The sequence below is a fragment of the Streptomyces phaeolivaceus genome (assembly GCF_009184865.1).
GTDB classification, from domain to species: domain Bacteria; phylum Actinomycetota; class Actinomycetes; order Streptomycetales; family Streptomycetaceae; genus Streptomyces; species Streptomyces phaeolivaceus.
In genome coordinates this window covers 1,909,827-1,928,104 of the sequence record NZ_CP045096.1, presented here as the reverse complement: position 1 = coordinate 1,928,104, position 18,278 = coordinate 1,909,827, and the positions used below count along the sequence as shown (strand labels likewise).

Annotated in this window: 14 protein-coding genes; 8 read left to right on the top strand and 6 right to left on the bottom strand. The window is 70.9% G+C overall.

Annotated features, from left to right (window positions below; translation table 11 throughout):
- On the top strand, positions 1-957 hold the full coding sequence (locus tag F9278_RS09090; RefSeq protein WP_152167839.1) for a hypothetical protein: 957 nt from the start codon (positions 1-3) through the stop codon (positions 955-957).
- Positions 958-995: 38 nt separating this feature from the next.
- Here the strand turns inward: F9278_RS09090 and F9278_RS09085 are convergent, their stop codons facing one another.
- The 3 genes from F9278_RS09085 to F9278_RS09075 all read right to left on the bottom strand — a co-directional run bounded on the left by F9278_RS09085 (position 996) and on the right by F9278_RS09075 (position 3,372).
- Positions 996-1,805, bottom strand: coding sequence for an SURF1 family cytochrome oxidase biogenesis protein (locus tag F9278_RS09085; RefSeq protein WP_152167838.1), 810 nt, complete (start codon positions 1,803-1,805; stop codon positions 996-998).
- A gap of 194 nt (positions 1,806-1,999) precedes the next feature.
- Positions 2,000-2,245 carry a hypothetical protein gene (locus F9278_RS09080; protein ID WP_152167837.1) on the bottom strand — a complete coding sequence of 82 codons (246 nt, stop codon included), beginning with the start codon at positions 2,243-2,245 and terminating at the stop codon, positions 2,000-2,002.
- Positions 2,246-2,361: 116 nt separating this feature from the next.
- On the bottom strand, positions 2,362-3,372 hold the full coding sequence (locus F9278_RS09075; RefSeq protein ID WP_152167836.1) for a DEDDh family exonuclease: 1,011 nt from the start codon (positions 3,370-3,372) through the stop codon (positions 2,362-2,364).
- Positions 3,373-3,547: 175 nt separating this feature from the next.
- Here F9278_RS09075 and F9278_RS09070 point away from each other — a divergent pair, with 175 nt between their 5' ends.
- The 5 genes from F9278_RS09070 (at position 3,548) to F9278_RS09050 (ending at position 11,508) form a co-directional block, all read left to right on the top strand.
- Positions 3,548-8,782 (top strand): HD domain-containing protein, encoded by a 5,235-nt coding sequence (locus tag F9278_RS09070; protein ID WP_152167835.1) that lies wholly within the window; start codon positions 3,548-3,550, stop codon positions 8,780-8,782.
- A gap of 13 nt (positions 8,783-8,795) precedes the next feature.
- A complete protein-coding gene (locus F9278_RS09065; RefSeq protein ID WP_152167834.1) occupies positions 8,796-9,182 on the top strand; it encodes a hypothetical protein in 387 nt (128 codons plus the stop codon).
- Positions 9,179-9,793, top strand: a complete 615-nt coding sequence (locus tag F9278_RS09060) for a hypothetical protein (RefSeq protein WP_152167833.1) — start codon at positions 9,179-9,181, stop codon at positions 9,791-9,793. Before F9278_RS09065 ends, F9278_RS09060 begins: the two co-directional genes overlap by 4 nt.
- Before the next feature lie 117 nt (positions 9,794-9,910).
- A complete protein-coding gene (locus F9278_RS09055; RefSeq protein ID WP_226966677.1) occupies positions 9,911-10,828 on the top strand; it encodes a sterol desaturase family protein in 918 nt (305 codons plus the stop codon).
- Entirely contained in the window at positions 10,825-11,508 is a 684-nt protein-coding gene (locus F9278_RS09050; protein WP_226966676.1) for a lysoplasmalogenase, read from the top strand. The genes F9278_RS09055 and F9278_RS09050 overlap by 4 nt, the downstream gene beginning before the upstream one ends.
- A 51-nt stretch (positions 11,509-11,559) precedes the next feature.
- On the opposite strand, the gene F9278_RS09045 is transcribed toward F9278_RS09050, so the two are convergent.
- The 3 genes from F9278_RS09045 to F9278_RS09035 all read right to left on the bottom strand — a co-directional run bounded on the left by F9278_RS09045 (position 11,560) and on the right by F9278_RS09035 (position 15,784).
- Positions 11,560-12,636: a CopD family protein gene (locus tag F9278_RS09045; RefSeq protein ID WP_404818865.1), complete on the bottom strand. Its 1,077-nt coding sequence runs from the start codon at positions 12,634-12,636 to the stop codon at positions 11,560-11,562.
- Positions 12,637-12,736: 100 nt separating this feature from the next.
- A complete protein-coding gene (locus tag F9278_RS09040; protein WP_152167831.1) occupies positions 12,737-14,125 on the bottom strand; it encodes a CoA transferase in 1,389 nt (462 codons plus the stop codon).
- 126 nt (positions 14,126-14,251) lie between these two features.
- Positions 14,252-15,784: a S8 family serine peptidase gene (locus F9278_RS09035; protein WP_152167830.1), complete on the bottom strand. Its 1,533-nt coding sequence runs from the start codon at positions 15,782-15,784 to the stop codon at positions 14,252-14,254.
- A gap of 409 nt (positions 15,785-16,193) precedes the next feature.
- On the opposite strand from F9278_RS09035, the gene F9278_RS09030 reads away from it, so the two are divergent.
- A complete protein-coding gene (locus F9278_RS09030; protein WP_152167829.1) occupies positions 16,194-16,550 on the top strand; it encodes a DUF485 domain-containing protein in 357 nt (118 codons plus the stop codon).
- The gene (locus F9278_RS09025) at positions 16,547-18,172 is read left to right on the top strand and encodes a solute symporter family protein (RefSeq protein WP_152167828.1); all 1,626 of its coding nucleotides are present in this window, start codon (positions 16,547-16,549) and stop codon (positions 18,170-18,172) included. Before F9278_RS09030 ends, F9278_RS09025 begins: the two co-directional genes overlap by 4 nt.
- Positions 18,173-18,278: the final 106 nt, after the last annotated feature.

Genomic DNA, 18,278 nt, shown 5'->3' with positions numbered 1-18,278 from the left:
ATGCCGATACGCCGCCCCGCCCTCCTGATCCGCCCCGAACTCGACGACGACGCACTGCGCAGAACCCTCGACGAACTCCGCCCCACCCAACAGCTCCACGGCCTCGGCGCGGGCCGCACCCGCCCCCCATGGGAACCGGTCGCCACCCTCCTGCGCACCACCGGCCGGGACTGGGACCGCCGAGCCCACCGCCTGACCGTCCTGGCGGAGCACCTCCCCACCGCCGTCCCGCAACGCTGGACCACCGACCGCCCGACCGACGGCGACGCCCTCACCCTGCGCGCCTTCGTCGCGTCGCACCGCACCCCCGCCACCGACCACGGCGCGGTCCGCCACGCCGAACACATCTGCCTCCGCGCCGCCGAGGCCTGCCCGGAGGACCCCACACCCTGGCTGGCCCTGCTGTCCCTGATGTACACCTGCGCCGTACCCGTCAAGGACGCGGTCCCCGTCTGGACCGAGGCCGTCAACCGGGCTCCCTGGCTCCGGACCTCGTACCACCGGCTCCTGCGCCATCTGTCCCCGCGCGGCCACGGCACGGTCCCCGACATGATGGACTTCGCCTGGCAGGCCGCCGCCCGCGCACCGCACGGCTCCCCGCTCGCCCTGCTCCCCGTGGCGGCCCGCGTCGAACTCATGGCCCACCGTCAGGAGACGACACCCCTCGACGCCCTCGGCTCGGGCGGCGGCAACTGGAACGAGCCCCGCGCCGTCCACGAGATCGACCTCGCGCTCAAGGCCTGGTTCGACGCCGACACCGCACCGCACGCCGAAGCCGTCACCGACCTCAACATCCTCGCCTTCGCCCTGACCCGCGCCCACCGCCCGGCCGAGGCGGCCCCCGTCTTCCGACGCCTCGGCCGCCATATGACACGCCACCCCTGGAACCTGCTTCCCGAGCCGGAACGCACGTTCGCGTACTGGCGGGACCGATCGACGGCGGACCGCGGCCGATAGCGAGGCCGTCTGACCGGTAGTGAGGCCGTCTGACCGGACTAGGCCGGAGAGGCCGCCGTCTCCTTCTCGTCTTCTTCCTCCGCCTGCGCGGTGGCCTCCGCCTCCGCGCGGTCGCGGCGCTCACGGCGGACGAGGATGACGTAACCGACGGGGACTCCGAGGGCGAAGAGCCACCACTGAAGGGCGTAGGCGTAGTTCAGCGCGGCGTTCTCGTTGCCGGGGCTGTCGAGCTGTTCCGGGGTGTCGCCCTTGGGCTCGGGCGCCGTCTGCGCGAGATAGCCGCCGAGCACCTGGACGCCGAGGCGGTCCGCCTCCCGCTCGCTGTCGATCAGCATGATCTGCCGGTCCGGCAGGCCCTGGAGATCCTTGATACCGCTGGCCTCGGTCGTCTCGTCGGGCATCAGCCGCCCGGTGACGGTGACCTCGCCGCCGGGCGGCGCGGGGACCTCGGGGAACGCGGTCTGACTCGGGCCGTCCGCGGGGATCCAGCCCCGGTTGACGAGCAGCACCTTGCCGTCGTCGAGCACGAACGGGGTCAGGACGTGGAAGCCGACCTCGTCGTCGGCGTTGACCCGACGGCGTACGACGACCTCGTCATCGGTGTCGAAGTGCCCCTTCGCGGTCACCGTGCGGTAGCGCTCGGCGCTGGTGACGGTGTGCCCGGGGGACGTCAGCCCCTCCACGGGCACCGGCTTCGCGGCCATCGCGTCGGCGACGAGCTGATTCCGCGCGCTGCGCTCCTCATACCGATGCATCTGCCAAACACCCAGCCTGACCATGGTCGGGACCAGGACGAGCGCGAGCAGAGTGAGGATCACCCACTGCCGGGACAACAGGAAGCGGTACACCCACTGACCGTACCTCGCGCGATTCGGCCCCCGGCGGGAGGGTCCCACCGGGGGCGGTCACCTCCGCGGACGCGGAGAGCACGCAACCGACTTGTACGGGCGTGGGGTCTACCGCGGGCCGCCCCCGCATCGGCGGGGACAAGATCTCTCGCGCTGCCACGGCGGCACGGGCAACGACGATTCGGCCGAGGCGGTCACGCGTCACCTCCGACTTTGTCGACGATCCCCACCTTCCCCTCGGCCCGTGCGCAGTGGGCGCCGCAGTACCAGTGGCCCTCGACCTCGACGCCCTGGCCGATGATCTGCACCCGGCAGTGCTCGCAGATGGGGGCCATGCGGTGGATCGCGCAGGAGAAGCAGTCGAAGACGTGCACCGCGCCCTGCGCGTGGACCTCGAAGGTCATTCCGTAGTCATTGCCGCAAACTTCGCATCTCGCCATGCGCCACAGGGTGAGCCGTCGGCACGGTGCGGGCGAGAGGGTGCCGGGCGAGTCGCGTGCCAATCACCCAGAACGACTCACCAGCCGCTCACACCTCCCGCCGCGCGCCCGCCCCCTCACTCGTCCGCGGGCTCCACATCGCGGAGCAACTGCCCGAACCCCGCCTCGTCCACTACCGGTGTTCCGTACTGCCGGGCCTTGACCACCTTCGACGTGTTCGAGTCCGGGTCGTTGGTCACCAGCAGACTCGTCACCCGGGACAGACTCGTCGCGACATGCAGCCCGGCCTCGATCGCGCGGTCCTCCAGCAGATCCCGTTCGATCGACGTGTCCCCGGAGAAGGCGACCCGCATCCCCTGCTTGAGCGGCTTGCCGTCCTCGTACCGCCCCGGGTTGGGATACGGGCACGCGGGCCGCTTCCGCGAGGGCCGCCAACTGGTGGGCCGATACGAGCCGTAGCCGCCCCCATAGCCACCGCCGTGCCCCGCCTGCTGCCCGATCCGGGGCGCGGCGGGGCCGTCCCGCCACTCGGTCAGCGGCCGGCACTCGTGCAGCGGCAGCCGTACACCGCTCGCCGCGGCGACCCGCAGACTCGGCCGGAACGCCTCCGCCAGCACCCGCGCGTCGTCCAACGCGTGGTGCGCACGCTGCTGCACGACCCCGAAGTGCGCCGCCAGCGACTCCAGCTTGTGGTTGGGCAGCGGCAACGCCAGTTCCTTCGACAGCGCGATCGTGCACAGCCGCTGCCGCACCGGCGCCTCGGTCTCCGCGCGCGCGTACTCCCGGGCGATCATCGACCAGTCGAACACCGCGTTGTGCGCGACGAGGACGCGGTCCGCGAGCCGGGACGCGAACTCCTCCGCGATCTCCTTGAAGAGGGGCGCCCCTTCGAGCACCTCACTCGTCAGCCCGTGGATCCACACCGGTCCCGGATCGCGCTCAGGATTGACCAACGTGTACCAGTGGTCCTCGACCTCGCCCCGCGCGTCCAGTCTGTACACGGCCGCCGAGATTATCCGGTCGTCCCGGGCCAGCCCGGTCGTCTCCACGTCCACGACCGCGTACCCCTGCGGATACCCGGCCGGCCAAGGCGCTTGCGACGCTGCGGTCGTGTGGTCTTCGAGCATGGTCCATGAGGATACGGGCCGGGACTGACACAGTCGGCCTCGGACCGTGGCGCCGGGCCGGCACGCCCTCACCCCGGCATCGAGAACGTTCCCAACAGGATGTCAGAAAACCCCCTCTGTGCCATTCTGACCTGTGTCGCGCAGGGGCCGGACGAGAGGTACGGGGTCACGGGGTATGGGGGAGAACAGGCGTGCGCTGATCGTGGCGGTCCCGCAGTACGAACTCTCCGACCGTTTCGCGGATCTGACGGACACCATCGGTCGCGACGTCGAGTTGATGAGCACGGCACTGCGCTCCTCCGGCTACAGCGTCGAAGTCATAGGAGCGACCGCGAGCGAATCCGCCGGGCGCTCACGGATCCTCAGCGCCGTCAGCCGGGTCTGCGCCACGGCACCGGAGGACGCCACCGTACTCGTCCACTTCACCGGGCACGGTCTGTCGGTGGCCGGCGCGGATCATCTCGTGCCCACGGACGCCCAGTTGACCTGGGGGACCACACCCCCCGAGGTCGACGTCGACAGCCTCATCCCGCTCGACCTGGTCAAGCTGTTGAAGGGCTGCCGTGCCGACGCGGTGCTGCTCACCGTCGACGCCTGCCGCGACGGCGCCGGCGGCCCGTCCTCCGGCGGCCGGGGGACGACGTTCCCGGCCGGGCTGGAGCGGGTCGCCGTCCTGTTCGGCTGCGACTCCGGGCAGACCTGTGGAACCGACGAGGAACTCGGCAGCCATTTCTCCCGCGCGCTCGCGGACGCGCTGCACGTCGACACCTCGCCGCGCACGTTCGCCGAGGTCGTCGCCCACACCACCCGCAGGACGGCGGAGTTCGCCCGTGCGGCCCGGCAGAAGCAGACGCCACGGCCGCACTACCCGCCGACCGGCCCCGTCCCCGTCCACGAGGTGGAGCTCTGCGCCGGACGCACCCTCCAGGAGGAGTGGACGGTCGCGGTCCGTGACCCGGAACTGTGGGAAGCCGTCGCCTGCGACGACCGGCGCCGTGAGGAACTCCAGGCGGCGCTGGTCCGGTTGACCGGAGAGTGCGCGAAGTGGCGCGCGGGCGCCCTGGCCGGGGTGCCCGACCCCTGGGCGGACGACGACTACCCCGTACGGGTGCTGACGCGGGGTCTGCGGCCCCTGCTCGCCCCCTCACAGACCCGGGGCGGGCCTCTCCTCGACGGCGGCGAGTTCGCGGCGCTGGCCGCCGCCCCCTTCGTACGGGAGGCGGTGTACGCCATGGGGATCAAGGACATGGCCGCCGTCGACCCCTTCCAGCTCGATCCGGCCACCGGCGACGCGGGCAGGGAACCGGAACGGGTCGATCTGGAGCACACGTTCGCGGCGCACTCCCTGCTCCGGCGCAAGGGGCGGGAGTTGGCCGGGCGCGAGCGCGAGGAGGACGCCGAGGCCGTCGCGGCCTGGCTCCTGCACCGGCATGTGGGCGCCAAGGAAGAGCTGTTGGACGCCTACGCACCCCAACTCCTCGCCCCTCTCGCGAAGGTGATCATCGGGGCCTCCGCGACACCGGCCCGGATCGGGGAGCTCACCGACGAACTGGTGCGCGTCTGCCGCCAGACCGCCGTGGTGCCCAGCCAGCCCTTCCAGGGGGAGCGGATACCGGTCGACTCCCGCTGGCGCCTGGACGAGGTTGTCCGCCCGGACGGTACGTCGGAGCGCTGGCGCCCCCGCGAGCTGTCCTGGCTGATCGGCGTCGCGGGCCTGCTCGGAGTGGATCTGCGTCAGCTCCCCGGTGTCCTGGTCGACAACGTCGGCATCACGGACGGCCTGCACCCGTCCCAGGCCGTCGAAGCCGTACGGCAGTCGCACTGGGTCCGTGGTCTGCGCGGCGAGGAACTCGACCTGGATCTCGCCTGCCCGCATCCGGCGGTCCACGCGGGTCTGGAGACCTTGACGAAGTGGGCCGACGACGCGGTCCAGAACATCCGGCAGCACATCGTCCCGAGCGGGCCCACCGACCTCCTGGCCCATCTGCCCGACCGGGTCACCTGCCGCAGACTGCGCCCCCAGTACGACGTGCTGACCAAGGGCGACGCCTATGGAGTGCCGCTGATGCGCTTCGGTCTCGCCGAGGACGAGATGCGTGAACTCCTCATGGGCACCCGCCTCTACGGCGACCGCGCGCTCGCCCTGCGCGAGCTCTACCAGAACGCGCTGGACGCCTGCCGCTACCGACAGGCCCGGCTCTCCTACGGTGAGGCCGCCCGGACCATCCCGCACACCTGGTCTGGCGAGATCGTCTTCCGCCAGGGCACCGACGAGCAGGGCCGGCCCTACGTCGAGTGCGAGGACAACGGCGTCGGCATGGGACACGAGACCCTGCACGGCACCTTCTCCCGGGCCGGCCGCCGCTTCGAGCAGTCCCGTGAGTACCGCCGGGAGCAGGCCGCGTGGCGCCGGGCGGACCCGAACCTGAGGATCTACCCCAACAGCCGTTTCGGCATCGGCGTCTTCAGCTATTTCATGCTCGCCGACGAGATCAGCATCTGGACCCGCGCCACCGACGAGTACGGGCGCGCGGAGACCGGCGGCGGACTGCGGGTGGACATCGCGTCCAGCGGCAGCCTCTTCAGGATCCGCAGAAGCGAGGACGCACAGCCCGGAGGCGGCACCAGAGTACGGCTCTACCTCCAGGCCGACGACGTGGACGTGGCCGAGCAACTCGGCACCCACATCTGGCGCTCGGGCTTCACCATGCGAGTGGAGCGGAACGGGGAGACCACCCGTACCTGGGAGGAGAAGGCGCTCTACTACTTCGGCGATCACACCCGACCGCTGCCGGCGGGCCCGGACGCCTGGTTCGTCGAGGGGTTGGGATGTCTGCTGGCAGATGGTGTGCGGGTGAACCCGGAGGGGATGCTTCACCCGGGCGTGGGTAGTGCCCGCGCGTGGCTGGAGGCGGAGGGGCACAGAGGCCGGCCGTACGGGCGTGATGAGGCCCCCCTTGACTGGCACGGACTGGGCGGACATCCCTTCGGCCTGGTGCTGGACCTGCGGGAGACCCACTCACCCGACATCAGCACTAACAGGAACGATCTACTGGCCTATGACCGGACCTGGGTCGACGACCGCATCTACGAGGCCGGTGAGGAATTCCGGCCGCCCGAATGGCTGACCCTGGAGTGGCTCTGGGCCTTCGCCCGGCATCACCCCATTGCCGCCGCGCGTCTGACGGAACGGCTGCTGGCCGCCGACGCTCACGTCACCAGCCAACTCGGCTGGAACAGGACCACCGTCGTCCGACTCCGCGCAGTCGGTTGCCTTCCCCTGGACGCGCTTCTGGTGACACTCACCCACGACCAGGTGAACTCGACTCTCGCAGGGTTCTACTCCATAGACTCCATCGTGGCCTGGCGCGTCGCTGTCCTTCGGTCCGGGCGCATCCCGTTGCGGAGGGCTGGACCCTCGCTGCCGGAACCGGACGCGGTCGAGGGTTATCCGGAGCCGCAGCCCTGGCAGACACAGATCAGCGGACGGGGCCCCAACGACTCCATCGCCCAGGTGAGAGAAGCGGCTCTGGCCGCGTTGCCGGGGGAGACGCTCACTCTCGGCACGGTGTTGCGGCGACTGCGGCGCTATGCCATCACAGGACTGACGCTCCCCGCGCTCTCCGACCTCGACTCCACGCACCGTATGGCCCTTGACGCGCTGGACCGGCGGCTCCTGCTGGGAACGGGCTATGCCGACGGACTTCTCTCCCCTGTCGTCTTCGCACGGGAGGAGACAGCGACGGACACACTCCGCCGGTTCAGCGCGGAGCTGAAGTTGCCCGTGGGCGAGGCCATGGGAAGGGCCCGTCGCTACGCGGCCGCCGGATTCGCCTTGCACGTGCCGGAGGCGGCGGCGGAACCCCCCGCCGATCTGATCGCCACGTCGCGCGAGACCTTCGTACTGTCCTGGCACCCCGACCTCGCTCCTGCTCAAGAACGTTCCCCGACGGCCCGCCCGAGTCGGCGCGAATACGAGGAAGTGCTCCAGCGGTACCAGTGGCTCGGCCTGCCCCCGGACGATTCGTCCGCAACCGACGAGCCCGCGTTCTCCAAGGAGCACCCTGACTTTGTCGTGACAAGTGAGGAGAGAATCGAGTTCCAGCGGGTCTTCGGGCTGTCCTGGCTCAAAAATGATGTGGATCTGACTCTCTGTCATCTCGCGCAGGCCTCAGGTGTGTTGTCCTTGCCCGTCGCCGCGGTGGTCGAGCGCTACACCGAGTTGTTCGCCAGACGGAACCTGCGTGTTCCGGACATCGGTGACCTGGCTGATCGGACCTTCACCCGACTCGAAAGTGATCTGGTGGGCGGAGTGTTGGTCAGCTGGGAATCCGCCCTTGAAACATCCACAGTGACCTATCCCGTGCCCCTGGCCTACACGGCAGCGGCGGTGTGCAGGGTTCAGGAGGGCGAGGCGGAGGTGAACGAGGCCCTTGAGGAACTCGTGGTCCTTGGCCTGGTGGAGAGTGAGTCGCCACACCTCGTGCATCGCTGGCGCTGTCTGTCCGACGGCGATTGGCGCTTCCTTCCGCTCACGGGCTCCCGGGTCGGCGTGGTCCCCTACCAGATCGGGCAAGCGATCAGCACCGCCGTCCGGGACGGAATCGGACACGTCTACCTCTTCTTGATCGCGTCGCACGCCCACACGTCCGTCGGTGAGGCCCGCACTCGCCTCATGTCCCTCGGGCCCCTTTTCGGTATCGACACCACATCCCTGGAGGGGGAGCTCGACCCGGCCGTGGCCGCGGCCCGTCCTACCGATGCGGACATCAACGCCTGTTGCGAACTCGTGAATCCGCGACCGGACGCCCTCTGGCTGTCGCCGACCGCGAAACGCCTCGTGACCCATGCCCGTGCCTCCGAGGGAACCCTCGGCGAGAGCATCGCCCGGCTGAACCAGTACGCCCCACTGGGCGCGTTGTGGACCGAGCCGCGCGACTCGGGCCATGGTGACGCATGGCGTGATCACCGTCCCACCGCGCACGACGAGGCGTTCCTGGCGCAGGATCTCCTGGGGGAGGCCCCCGTCGGCCCCCTCGAAGTACTACGCGTCGCCGCGCGCTTCGGCTGGCGCGTCGACCAGGCCTGGGACCGCATCGCGCTGTACCGGCCGTTCGGCGTGGAACTGGTCGTGGACCGCCCGGAGTTCGACACCGTCCCGACCTGGCGGGACCTGATCCTGCTCACCGAGTACTGCACGGGAAGCGCGCCGGCGCTGACCGGACTGGTCACTCCGGACCGTATCGCCCTGCTCGCCAGGGAGTTGGAACGGCCCACCCGCTGGGTGCACGAAAGACTCGGCCTGTACGCCGCGTTCTTCGGCCTCGAACTGCCGCAGGAATACCCGGCGGAACCGGCCCCGACGCCGGAACCCGAGTACTACCGGTCCGACGCCGAGCAAGCCGAGTAAGGAGCCCTGTTCCATGCCCGCACACCAAGCCACCGAGTTCCGCGAGCACGAGACCGTGATCGCGGCGGGGGACACCTTCACGGTCGTACGGTCCGACGACGGGCGCTGGTACACGGTGACGGGACCGTGTCCGACATGCAGGGCGACAGCCGTTTTCAGGGTCGCCTACGGGGTGTTGGGGCCGTCGAAGAGATGGTGGACCCGCGACCGTGGCCGGCCCGAGCCGCTGACCGGAAGCATCCCCGTGTACTGCCAGTGCGGCTACCCCCACGCGGAACGGCCCCCCGAGTCCCCCGACACGGGCTGCGGGGCATTCTGGGACGTACCGGTACCGGTGGGATCCGCCCCCACCCCTGCCCCTACCCCCACCCCCGATCCCTCCTCCGGGCCGACCGCATGACCGACCTGACGCGGAAGCGGTTCGCGCAGCTCGGACAGCAGCTGCAGTACGACCAGCTCGGCACCGTGCGACGTCAGGCGGAAGGGTGGCGCAACGGCCTGACCGGGCTCACCGGGCTGGTGGGCGCGGTCTTCGTGCTCAAGGGACGCGAGAGCGTGGCGGGGATGCCCGACCTCTGGCGCTGGACCACGGCGGCGCTGCTGGTCCTGGCGTTCCTGCTGCTGCTCTCGGGGGCGCTGCGCGCGGTCCGGGCCGCGCACGGGCAGCTGGGGGAGCGGACCTGGCTGAGCGGCGACCTGCTCTTCGCCGCCGTCCTGGACGAGGTCGAGCGCACTCAGAATGCCCTGACCTCGGCGCGCCGACGCTCGGTGACCGGGCTGTGCCTGATCGTCGCCGCCGTGGCCGTCTCCTGGGTGGTGCCCGCCGACGACCCGGCCGCGGTACAGCCCGCGCGGGCGCACGTCCTGGTGAGCGCCGGAGGGGAAACGCGCTGCGGGGAGCTGGTGATGAGCGATCGGCGCGCGGTGACCATCAAGGTCGGCAAGAGGGGTGCGCTGCGCTCGATCCCGGCGGCCCGCATAACCTCCGTCACACCGGTGGACCGCTGCTGAGCGGCCCACTCGGCCGGGGTGTTGGTGGAGAACGCCAAGAAGCAAGCGCGTACCACCGGAAATACTTGTCAGTAACAACGTCTGGCCCCCGCCGACCAGCGGTTCTACCGTGCCCCCATGCCGAACCTGCCCGATGTCGTGCTGTGGTCGATACCCGCCTTCGTGCTGCTCACCGTGATCGAGGTGATCAGTGTCCGGATCCATCCGGACGACGATGCCGCGGGGTACGAGACGAAGGACGCCGCGACGAGCGTCGGCATGGGGCTCGGGAGTCTCGCCTTCGACTTCCTCTGGAAGATCCCGATCGTCGCGATCTACACGGCGATCCACGAGCTGACCCCGCTGCGCGTCCCCGTCCTGTGGTGGACGATCCCGCTGATGCTGCTCGCGCAGGACTTCTTCTACTACTGGTCGCACCGCGGCCACCACGTGATCCGGATCCTCTGGGCCTGCCATGTCGTCCACCACTCCAGCCGCAAGTTCAACCTGACCACCGCCCTGCGCCAGCCCTGGACCACCTGGACCGTATGGCCGTTCTACGTCCCGCTCATCGCCCTCGGCGTGCACCCGGCCGCGCTCGCCTTCTGCTCCTCCGCCAACCTCGTCTACCAGTTCTGGATCCACACCGAGCGGATCGGCAAGCTGCCGCGCGCGTTCGAGTTCGTGTTCAACACGCCCTCGCACCACCGTGTCCACCACGCTTCCCAAGGGGGCTATCTGGACCGCAACTTCGGCGGCATCCTCATCGTCTGGGACCGGCTCTTCGGCTCGTTCGTCGAGGAGACCGAACGGCCGGTGTACGGGCTGACGAAGAACATCGACACCTACAACCCGCTGCGGGTCGCCACCCACGAGTACGCCGCCATCGCCAAGGACTTGAGGAGGGCGAACGGATGGGGCGAGCGGGCGGGCCGGGTCTTCGGCGGCCCCGGCTGGCAGCCCACCCGGCCGGCGGAAACCGCCGAGCACGACACCACCGCCCCGATCACCGCCGAGCACGACACCACCGCCCCGACCACGGAGACCGCCGCGTGAGGCCGGACAGGGGCTCCGCCCTCCTCCTCGCCTTCGGGGTGGCCGCCGCCGTCGACCTCGGCTCCCTCGCCTTCGGGTTCTCCGAGGGGCACGGCGTCGCCAAGCCCTTGCTGATGCCCCTGCTCGCGGCCTACGCGTACACACGCGGCGCGCCCCGACCGCTGCTCGCCGCACTGCTGTTCGGCTGGGGCGGCGACGTACTGCTCCTCTCCGACGCCGAGCCGGCCTTCCTCGCCGGGATGGCCTCCTTCGCGGCGGGCCACATCTGCTACCTCGTGCTCTTCGGGAGGTCCGGGGAGCGCGGGCGGCTCACGTACGGCATCGGGTACGCCCTCGCCCTGGCCGCCGCCGTCGCGAGCCTGTGGCCCGGACTGCCCCCGGACCTACGGCTCCCCGTCGCCGCGTACAGCGCCCTGCTGACCGCGATGGCCTGGTCCGCCACCCGGCTGGGGCTCGCCGTGGGCCTCGGCGGCGCTCTCTTCATGGTGTCGGACCTGCTCATCGCGACCGGCGTCGCCGAGTGGCCGCAGCCGCCCCGCCCCGACCTGTGGATCATGCTCACCTATCTGGCGGCCCAGTACCTGCTGGTCCGGGGAGTCCTCGGCGCTCGCGAAACCCCCGGCCCGCGCCGGCCCGCGCCCACCCCGGCCCACGACGAGGCATCCACGAACACGGCCTGACACCCCTCACCCTCACCCCTCACCCTCACCCCCCAACCGCACCCCTCACCCTCACCACCGGATCGGCACCGGCAACGCCGTCAGCAGCGCCGACACCGCGACGACCGCGCCCAGCACCACCACCTCCGCACGGGCGGGCGCGCAGGCGTCGAGCGGGTCGCCGGTCGTGCGCCGCAGCCGCAGCCGCAGCCGGGCCCAGAGGGCGAGGGCGGCGACGGCGGCCACGAGGAGCACCTTGGCGAGCAGGGCACGGCCGTACGCCGTCTCCGTGAGCTGGTCCAGGACCGTGCCGGGCGGCATCCGGCGCAGCGTGCTCCACACCCCGGTGGCGGTGATCGCGGCGAGCAGAACGGCGGCCACGCGCGCGTAGAGGCCCAGCAACGCGGCACCCGCCCCCGACGAGCGCCACGCGCGCGTGCCCAGCGTCCGCAGGACGTGGAGCAGCCCGCCCGCCCACAGCGCCGCGCACGTCAGGTGCACCACGGTCAGACCGGTGCCGACGAGCGGTCCGTCCTCCGCGGTGGGATGGGCGCGCAGCGCCTCCGCGACCACGATCGCGGCCAGCGGCAGCACCTGGGCCGCCGGGCGGCGGGAGAGCGCGAGCAGCCCGGCCGCCGCGAAGGCGTTGACCTCCAGGAGGGCGAGTCTGCCGTCCCGGGTCTCGTAGAGGCCGCCCACGTCCAGGTCGGCGGGGGAGTCCGGCACCAGATTGCCCGTGGCGACGACCGAGGCCAGCCCCAGCGAGGCCACGAACCCGGCCCCGGCCGCCCCCGCCGCCCAACCGCGCGGCGCCACCCCGGGCGCCCCCGGCACCCACCGCGCCAGCCACGTCACGAACAACTCGCCCACCGGTACGCACAGCGCGGCCAGCAGCACCGCCCGCAGCAGGGCGATCCCACCGGCCCCGGGCGCCCCGGCCTCACCCGTACCGTCCAGCGCGACGCGCGGCCCGAACAGGGGCATCAGCGCGCCCACGGCCACCAGGACGAGCACGACGACGGCCCGGCCGATCCCACCCCCACCCCTCGGCGGCTGCCCGGGCCTCCGCCCGGACTCATCGGCCTCCGCCCCCGCTCCTGTCCCCGCGCTCGCGTCCGTCTCCTCCGTCGTCCGTCGCGTCCGGCTCACCCCGAAAAGTTCACCAGTCGCACCAGACCTGGGCAAGTGCCGGAAACCAACTGGCAGTTCGACATTCCACCCATACGTACGGCTCAGGAGCCCCGGTGACTCAACGCCAGCGCGCCTCGTCCGCACCCCAACGCCCCGGTGGCCGGGCCCAGTCGTCCGGCCCGCCCTCGAAGGACACCGGCGGCAGCGCGTACCGCAGCCGCCCGAGCGGGCTGTCCCGCTCGGCGAGCCACGCGTCCGGCGCGCCGGGAGCCTCGCCCTCGCCCGGGTCGCGGTCGATCCCGCCCGTCAGCCAGGCCGCCGTCCGCGCGAGCGACAGCCGGACGACGCGACCGCCGCCCCCGTCCAGCCGCTCGGTGAGCGCCCGCAGCACCGCCGCCGCCAGCAGATACCCCGTCCCGTGGTCGAGCGCCTGCGCGGGCAGCGCGCCCGGCCGCTCCGCCGTGCCCTCGACCGCCGCGATCCCCGTCGCCACCTGCACCAGACTGTCGAACCCCCGCCGCCCGGCCCACGGCCCGTCCGCGCCCCAGGCCGAGAGCTGCGCCACGATCAGCCCGGGGCGCCGTTCCACCAGTGCCTCGGGCGACAGCCCGAACCGGTCCAGCGCGCCGGGCCGGTACCCGGTGACGACGACGTCCGCCTCGGCGAGCAGCGCCTCGAAGGCCCCGGGGTCGGCGGCCAGATCGAGCGTCGCCGACCGCTTCCCGAAGCCCGTGTCGGCGTGCTGGTCGAGGATCTCGGGCATCCCCGGCGGATCGAGCCGCAGCACGTCCGCGCCCAGCAGGGCGAGCGTGCGGGTGGCGACCGGGCCCGCGATGACCCGGGTCAGATCCAGGACGCGTACCCCGGCGGCGGGCGACAGCGGCCCCTCGGCCGAGGGTGCGAGCACGCGCGTGTACGCGGTGTCCGGCCGCCGGTGCTCGACCAGCGGCCCGGCCGCCACCCGCGCCTGTTCGTGCGCGGCCCATTCCCCGGGCGTCCGCAGCGCCACGGCCAGACCACCGGCCGCGTACACCGCCTCCTCGACCTCCAGGGCGGACCGCTCGGCGAGCGCCGACTCCACGGCGGGCACGTCGGCGGTGGACACCCCCAGCGCGGACAGCAACCGCTTCCGGTGATGCGGATAGTTGGCGTGCGTCCGCACCCACCCGTCCGCCGTCCGCCAGAACCGTGACAGCGGTGCGAAGGTCACCGGCGCCCGCCCGTCGATCAGCAGATGCCGTTCGCTCACGAACGCCGTGCCGACCGCCCCGTCGTCCACCCGCACCCGGGGCACCTCCGCGAGCCCGGCCCGCCGCGCCCCCAGCTCGGCCGCCGCCAGCGCGCACACCCCGACACACGCCCGTGCCAGCTCCCGTACCGGCAGCCGGGCGTCGAGCACCCCGTCCCGTACGACGGTGGAAACCCTCGCCAGCAGGGCGGGATCGCCGCCGAGCGCCGCCCACGCGTCTTCCTTCGCGTCTTCCTTCGCGTCTTCCGTCTCAGTCATGACGGGACTGTGCAACGAAAGGGCCGGACGGTGTGACACCGCCCGGCCCTTCACCGTCCTACGAGAACGTCCTACGAGAACGTCCTACGAACGACGACGAGAACGGGGTGCACCACCCCTGCCCGGTTACTTCTCGACGGCCTTCAGGGCGTTGACGATGCCGAACCCGTAGAAGCCGTTCACGCTCGGGGTGCCCTCGCAGACCGCGTCCTGGACACCGTCGCCGTTCTGGTCGTACGACGTCGGGCAGGCGAACTTGTCCGCCTCGGCCTTCAGCAGCCGCTGCAGCCGGCCCGGGTTCGCCCCCGGGTGCGTGGACTTCAGCAGCGCGGCGACACCGGCGGCGTGCGGCGACGCCATCGACGTGCCCTGGAGGAAGCCGTACTCGCCGTTCGGCATGGTGGACAGGATGCGGCCGTTCTTCGACGGCGTGTCCGGGATCTGGTAGCGGGCGTCGCCGCCCGGCGCCGCGATGTCGATGACTCCGTTGCCGTACGTGGAGTAGTACGACTTCTCGTTCTTCACGCCGGTCGCGCTGACCGTGACGATGCCCTCCAGCTGGGTCGGCACGTCGAAGCACTCGCTCGGGTCGATGGTGCGCTCGACCGGGGTGGTGTCGTTCGGGCTGGACGCGTCCAGGATCGCGTCGGAGGCGAGGTCGTGGTTGGAGTTGCCGGCCGAGGCCAGGTGCAGGGTGCCCTTCTTCGTGGCGTACTTCTGCGCCCGGTTCACCGCGTCGACGATGGCTTCCTGGTCGGGGTCGTCGACACAGTTGTAGAGCCACGGGTCCACGTAGTAGCTGTTGTTCGTGATCTCCACACCGCGGTCGGCGGCGAAGACGAACGCGCAGACGACGCTCTCCGCGTAGAACAGGCCGCTGGCGCGGTCGGTCACATTGATGCTGGAGACCTTCACACCCGGCGCGACACCGGCGACACCGATGCCGTTGCGGGCCGCGGCTATCTCACCGGCGACGTGGGTGCCGTGGTAGTCCTGCGGGGTGTACGGCCGCCAGGCGCCCTCGCTGGTGTCCGCGACACCGCCGTTGCAGTTGGCGGACTGGGACTTGGAGAAGTTCGGCGCGAGGTCCGGGTGGGTGTCGTCGACGCCCGTGTCGATCACGGCGACCGTGACCTTGTCGCTGCCGTCGTTGATCTTGGCGGCCTTGTCGGCGCCGATCGCCCGCAGGTCCCACTGGTCCGCTTCGAGCGGCTCGGCGTCGGGGATGTCCGCCGAGGCGGCCTTCACCTTCGCGGCCTCCGCGTCCGTCAGGTAGTCGACGGCACCCAGGTCCGTCGTACCGGCGGGGGTCAGCGGCGAGGTCCGGGTGGCACCGGCGGACTCCACCCCGCGCACGGCGCGGATCGTGGCACCGAACGCCGGGTCGGTCGAGTGGACCACGATCACGCCGATCTCGTCGTACGTGATGACTATCTTGCCGCCGGCCTCGGCTATCGCCTTCTGCACGGCGGCGATCGTGCGCTTGTTCGTCTTCGTGTTCACGACGTACGAGAGGTTCGGGCCCTCCGCGGTCGCGACGGTGGACTGCGCGAGCGGGGCCGCCGAGGCGACACCCGGCAGGAAACCGAGCGAGGCGGTCAGCGACAGGACGACCGGCACGGCGAGTGCGAGCTGTCGCCTGGAGCGCAGATGAGCCATGGGATCTCCACATCATCCTCAAAGAAACCGGCCCGGGACACATGGGTCCCTGGGCAGGTACATGACGTTGGTGGTGCAGCCCGAAGCTATCCCTGGTCGTCGCCGGCCAGCAACGACTTCATGGGCGGGAGGCCGAAGTAGAGGGGTAACCCTCGAAGTCACCGCACTTCCCGGCCACTTCCACATCGGCCTGCACAGCACTTCCGAATCGGTTTTCGAAAGAAACACGCACGGTTGAACCGGTCCTCGCGCGCCGCCGTGACGTTGAGCAGGGAGCCCGAGCACGATCGTGCACCCGTCACCGAAGGAACAGAGCCGACCCATGTCCGTACCCAGTCCGTCCCCCGATCCGACGGCGGAGAAGCCGCCCTCCACCGTCGCGACCGCGGCTCAGACGCGAGGAGACTCCGTGGCAACCGACGCACCGCCCCCCGCGAAGGCCGAACATCACCTCCCCTCCCCCGAGGAGTTCTCCGCAGTCCATGAGAGCGCCGAGTTCGCCGAACTGCGACGCTCCTACCGCTCGTTCGCCTTCCCGCTGACCGTGGCCTTCATCGCCTGGTACCTGCTGTACGTCCTGCTCTCCAACTACGCGGGCGACTTCATGGGCACCAAGCTCTTCGGCAACATCAACGTCGCCTTCGTCTTCGGCGTCGCCCAGTTCGTCACCACGTTCCTCATCGCCTGGTGGTACTCGCGGCACGCCGCCGCGAAGCTCGACCCCAAGGCCGAGGCGATCAAGTCCCGGATGGAGGGCGGCGCATGAGCCCCGTACAGCAGACATTCCTCGCCGCGAACGAGGCCAGCGAGCACCGGCCGCTGATCATCACCCTGTTCGGGCTGTTCGTCCTCGCCACCCTCGGCATCACCATCTGGGCCGGCCGCCAGACCAAGGACGCCGCCGACTTCTACGCCGGCGGACGCCAGTTCAGCGCCTTCCAGAACGGCCTCGCGGTCTCCGGCGACTACATGTCCGCCGCCTCGTTCCTCGGCATCGCGGGCGCCATCGCCCTCTTCGGCTACGACGGATTCCTCTACTCCATCGGCTTCCTCGTCGCCTGGCTGGTAGCCCTCCTGCTGGTCGCCGAGCCGCTGCGGAACTCCGGCCGCTACACCATGGGCGACGTCCTCGCCTACCGCATGCGCCAGCGCCCCGTCCGCACCGCCGCCGGTACGTCCACGATCGTCGTGTCGATCTTCTACCTGCTGGCCCAGATGGCGGGCGCGGGCGTCCTCGTCTCGCTGCTCCTCGGCATCACCTCCGACGCGGGCAAGATCCTCATCGTCGCCCTCGTCGGCATCCTGATGATCGTCTATGTCTCCATCGGCGGGATGAAGGGCACCACCTGGGTCCAGATGGTGAAGGCCGTGCTCCTGATCGGCGGCACGCTCCTCATTACGTTCCTGGTGCTGCTGAAGTTCAACTTCAACATCTCCGATCTGCTCGGCACCGCCGCCGAGAACAGCGGCAAGGGCGCCGCCTTCCTGGAGCCCGGCCTCCAGTACGGCGCGACCGGCACCTCCAAGCTGGACTTCATCTCCCTCGGCATCGCCCTGGTCCTCGGCACCGCCGGTCTGCCGCACATCCTGATCCGCTTCTACACGGTGCCCAACGCCAAGGCCGCCCGTAAGTCCGTGAACTGGGCCATCGGCATCATCGGCGGCTTCTACCTGATGACCATCGCCCTCGGCTTCGGCGCCGCCGCGCTGATCTCCCAGGACGAGATCATCGCCTCCAACCCGTCCGGCAACACGGCGGCCCCACTGCTCGCCCTGCATCTGGGCGGTGTCGACTCGGCCTGGGGCGCGATCCTGCTCGCCACGATCTCGGCCGTGGCCTTCGCGACGATCCTCGCCGTGGTCGCCGGCCTCACCCTCGCCTCGTCGTCGTCCTTCGCCCACGACATCTACGCCAACGTCATCCGCAAGGGACAGGCCTCCGGCGCCGAGGAGGTCCGCGCGGCCCGCTGGGCGACCGTCGCCATCGGCATCGTCTCCATCGGCCTCGGCGCCCTCGCCCGCGACCTGAACGTGGCCGGCCTGGTCGCGCTCGCCTTCGCGGTCGCGGCCTCCGCCAACCTGCCGACGATCCTGTACAGCCTGTTCTGGAAGAGGTTCACCACCCAGGGCGCGCTGTGGTCGATCTACGGCGGTCTGATCGTCGCCGTCGGCCTGGTGCTGTTCTCGCCCGTCGTCTCCGGCGACCCGAAGGCGATGTTCCCGGACGTCGACTTCGCCTGGTTCCCGCTGAAGAACCCGGGCATCATCTCCATCCCGTTCGGCTTCCTGATGGGCTTCCTCGGCACCGTCCTGTCCAAGGAGAAGCCCGACGAGGCCAAGTACGCCGAGCTGGAGGTCCGCTCCCTCACCGGCACCGGCGCGCACTGAGCCGCGACCCCTCGATCCCGGCCTCGCGCGGGGCCGTCGTAGATCTCTACGGCGGCCCCGCGCCGCGTGTGCGCCCAGCATGGGCGGTTGCTTGGGGGTGGAAGTC

Coding starts and splice junctions, on each gene's coding strand:
- F9278_RS09055 (WP_226966677.1), top strand. CDS start 9,911: ATGCCGAACCTGCCCGATGTCGTGCTGTGGTCGATACCCGCCTTCGTG.
- F9278_RS09080 (WP_152167837.1), bottom strand. CDS start 2,245: ATGGCGAGATGCGAAGTTTGCGGCAATGACTACGGAATGACCTTCGAG.
- F9278_RS09040 (WP_152167831.1), bottom strand. CDS start 14,125: ATGACTGAGACGGAAGACGCGAAGGAAGACGCGAAGGAAGACGCGTGG.
- F9278_RS09090 (WP_152167839.1), top strand. CDS start 1: ATGCCGATACGCCGCCCCGCCCTCCTGATCCGCCCCGAACTCGACGAC.
- F9278_RS09035 (WP_152167830.1), bottom strand. CDS start 15,784: ATGGCTCATCTGCGCTCCAGGCGACAGCTCGCACTCGCCGTGCCGGTC.
- F9278_RS09075 (WP_152167836.1), bottom strand. CDS start 3,372: ATGCTCGAAGACCACACGACCGCAGCGTCGCAAGCGCCTTGGCCGGCC.
- F9278_RS09025 (WP_152167828.1), top strand. CDS start 16,547: ATGAGCCCCGTACAGCAGACATTCCTCGCCGCGAACGAGGCCAGCGAG.
- F9278_RS09070 (WP_152167835.1), top strand. CDS start 3,548: ATGGGGGAGAACAGGCGTGCGCTGATCGTGGCGGTCCCGCAGTACGAA.
- F9278_RS09060 (WP_152167833.1), top strand. CDS start 9,179: ATGACCGACCTGACGCGGAAGCGGTTCGCGCAGCTCGGACAGCAGCTG.
- F9278_RS09065 (WP_152167834.1), top strand. CDS start 8,796: ATGCCCGCACACCAAGCCACCGAGTTCCGCGAGCACGAGACCGTGATC.